3 protein-coding genes are annotated in these 2,970 nt (G+C 69.3%); 1 reads left to right on the top strand and 2 read right to left on the bottom strand.

The genetic code is table 11. The features are described 5' to 3' along the window. Window positions 1-73 precede the first annotated feature (73 nt). Window positions 74-574, bottom strand: coding sequence for an ATP-binding protein (locus ACFYW5_RS37740; protein WP_389421665.1), 501 nt, complete (start codon window positions 572-574; stop codon window positions 74-76). 140 nt (window positions 575-714) lie between these two features. Here ACFYW5_RS37740 and ACFYW5_RS37735 point away from each other — a divergent pair, with 140 nt between their 5' ends. Then, window positions 715-1,014, top strand: coding sequence for a helix-turn-helix transcriptional regulator (locus tag ACFYW5_RS37735; protein ID WP_389421664.1), 300 nt, complete (start codon window positions 715-717; stop codon window positions 1,012-1,014). Between the two features lie 103 nt (window positions 1,015-1,117). On the opposite strand, the gene ACFYW5_RS37730 is transcribed toward ACFYW5_RS37735, so the two are convergent. Continuing rightward, complete coding sequence (locus ACFYW5_RS37730) at window positions 1,118-1,348, bottom strand: hypothetical protein (RefSeq protein WP_389421663.1); 231 nt, start codon at window positions 1,346-1,348, stop codon at window positions 1,118-1,120. Between the last annotated feature and the right edge of the window lie 1,622 nt (window positions 1,349-2,970).

Below are 2,970 nucleotides of genomic sequence, written 5' to 3'. Positions count from 1 at the left end.
GCTGGCAGCAGCCTGATAGCCACACCCGGCACCCCTGGGCGATCCAACCCTACGAATGGCTCGATCAACCCGATCAAGAAGGTAGAGCAGCCTGAAGGTCACATGGCTTGGTGGCCGGCGGCGTCCCCGCCGGGGTCGTCGGCGAGTAAACGGCTGCGGTGATCCGCTTGCCCACCGGCTCCCGGTGGACGCAGAAGGTCTGGGACACCGCCATGACGATCTCCAGTCCGCGCTGCCCCAGCCGCGTCGGGTCGGTGGCCTGCACCGATGGCGGGTCGCTGCTGCTGTCCCACACGCTGATCTGGACGGCGCCCTCAACGATCTGCAGGTCCAGCAGGCAGGGGCCCGGCGCGTATTTGCGGGCGTTGGTGACCAGCTCGCTCACGACCAGTTGCACCATGCCCATTGCCCTAGCCGACACTGGCAGCCCGTGCTCGGCCTGCACGGAGGTGAGGAAGTCACGGGCCATATACCGGGCCTCGGCGATATCCGCGCTGCCCTCGAACGCGGTGCAGGCCGCGATCCGACGCTCGGAAAGCGGCTCCTGGCCCTCATTTTGGGCAGCAGCATCCATGGGCCCGCCTCACTTCCGAAGCGCCGTGCATTGCCCACCCCGCCTACCCCCGGAACCTGGCAGTAGCCCTCTCAGAAGAAGCTTGTTTCCGGAAAATACTTGCGGGTATGCACTGCCGTGGGCGAAGGGACGGGCAGATCATGGACGAGCAGACCGGGAAGTGGGGCTTCCTCACCAAGCACGCACGCGTGCTGCTGGTGCTAGCGCAAGACCCTGACGCCCGTCTTCGCGACATCGCCGCCGCCTGCCACGTCACCGAGCGAACCGCCCAGAGCCTCATCGCCGCCCTGGAACAGAGCGGCTACCTGAGCCGCGAGCGGGCGGGACGGCGCACGCGCTACATCCTGTGCCGGGACGCCATGCTTCGCCATCCGGCGGAGGCACACGTGCCCGTCCAGGAACTACTGGAACTCTTCACCCCGCAGGACAGCCAGCACTGAAAGTGCAACGGTTTCCGACTGCCGCGACCACAGTTGCGGAGCGTGCTCGTCGCCAAGGCACCCAGCCGCTGGGCATCGACTCCGGCAGCGTCCAGGTCACCCCTCATCCCTTCCACCCGCCCTGCGCCACTGGCCGCAACCCCCGTAGCTCCGGGCACTGGCAGGCGACCTGGACGCCGTACTGGGTGGGGAACCACACCCGGGTCCGTCCGGCCTGCGGCAGCGTGATCCGGTCGATGAGGCCCTCACTGCGCAGTGTGGCCAGCCGACGCCTCGTCTGCTCGATCCGCACCCTGGGCGCGATCAACAGGTGCATCTGTTCCGTGGCGGCCATCGGGTACTGCACCAGCACCGCCAACAAACGCCAGCCAGTCCCCGCCACCCGCGTCCACATCACACACCACGGCCTCTCCCGCTTCGTAACTGTGCGGCACCGACTCATCCGGTGCCGCGCGTACAACGAAGCGCAACAGCCGCCCCCGACCAGGACTGCGACCACGAAGGCCCGACCACGGTCACGGTGCGACAACACCGCCCCCGACCAGGCCGACAACCCCGCCGACAGCCACTCGTCCGCTCGCGGCATCCGTCCGTAAATCTACAGGTCACCACCGCTTTTCCTGCCATGGTCGGCAGCCCGACATCCCCTCTACGCCCCCCAGACCTCGCCCCACAGCAGGAAAGGAAAAGGGTGGGGGTGGGACAGCTCGGCCGGGCGGCGGGCGAGGCTATCGGGCGCCCCCTAGGTGTCCTCGCGCGACGGCGGGGCCGCGCGCGCCGCCCCGTGTCCACTCGCTCGGCGGAGCACGGCGGGCTGAGGGCGGGGCGCTGGCAGGGCGGCACGGCAAGACCGAGGAAGCCCTCGTGCAAGCCCGCGCCTGACACGGCGTGGGGTGCCACGCCGACCCCGGCATGGCCGACCACCACGCGGCACCATGGAGCCGGCCCTTCAGACTGAGCCGGGCGGGGTCCGTGGCAGCCTGCGGCACCCGGCAATCGGATGATGCGGGTCCTCCGGGGGCCGTGCGCGCTCGGCAGAGCCGACGGTGGAGCGCGTACGAACGCGCGGTGAGCCGGCCCGGGAGGGCGAAGAGCTCGGGTAGGCCCTTGAGACGGTCATTGATGTGCCCCGTCTCGTCCGCGGCTTACGGCCGGGCTGGTGTCGCCCCACCGGTCCGGCGGCATCGGGTACACGAGGTCGATGAACGCCGGAGAAGAGGGACCACCGCCCACGGATGTACCGACGCTGATCGGCGAGATCGTGCAAGCCGTCCGGGACGGCGATGATCCGCGTATCCGGGTGCTGCTCGGGCTCCTGGCCCAGCGGGCGGATGCTGAAGCACTCCTGTTGCTGCGCGCTCAGCTGAACGAGGACGTGTCCCCAGCTCCACGCTCGGCACGCCGACGGGAATGATGCCCGGTGGCCGGTGACGCGGCACGCGTGCGTACCGTGTGGCCGGTTTTCGGGCCGTGCGGCGTGAGCCGCGGCAGAGCGCTCCTTTTCGCGACTGGCTTGGCAGCGAGCTGTTGATGGGGATGCTTTGGCAAAGCGAGGGTGTCGCGTTTCGACGGCGAGAGCTATGGAGCACCAGGGGGAAGACGTTGTGGACCAGTCGGCACTTGGTGGGATAGGCGACCGAGGGAATGCTGTCCGAACTTCTTGATGGCGTCGGTGGTCTTGGTGGCGGTCATGGCCGTGTCCTTTTCGAGATCGTCGGCGGATGCCAGGGGCAGCCAAGGGCGCACGGGCGGGTGTGCCCCTGTAGGGGGGCGCGCTCGTCGGGGTGGTGCGCGCTCCTCCTTTCGGGCCATGGCCGGGCCCGGGCAGGGTTGGGACGGTGGTGCGGCACGGTCGCCCGGGCGGCGGCGTACGCGCTACGCCTGCTGTAACAGGCGACGGCTCTCCCGTGACTCCCGGCAGAAAGGCACATGTGATGCGGTTCCCCACGCGTGGCG

This window comes from Streptomyces sp. NPDC002779 (genome assembly GCF_042888685.1).
In the GTDB taxonomy this organism is placed as follows: domain Bacteria; phylum Actinomycetota; class Actinomycetes; order Streptomycetales; family Streptomycetaceae; genus Streptomyces.
Note: the sequence above shows the minus strand (reverse complement) of the source record. Positions and strands in the feature narration are given on the sequence as shown.

Coding starts and splice junctions, on each gene's coding strand:
- ACFYW5_RS37735 (WP_389421664.1), top strand. CDS start 715: ATGGACGAGCAGACCGGGAAGTGGGGCTTCCTCACCAAGCACGCACGC.
- ACFYW5_RS37740 (WP_389421665.1), bottom strand. CDS start 574: ATGGATGCTGCTGCCCAAAATGAGGGCCAGGAGCCGCTTTCCGAGCGT.
- ACFYW5_RS37730 (WP_389421663.1), bottom strand. CDS start 1,348: ATGGCCGCCACGGAACAGATGCACCTGTTGATCGCGCCCAGGGTGCGG.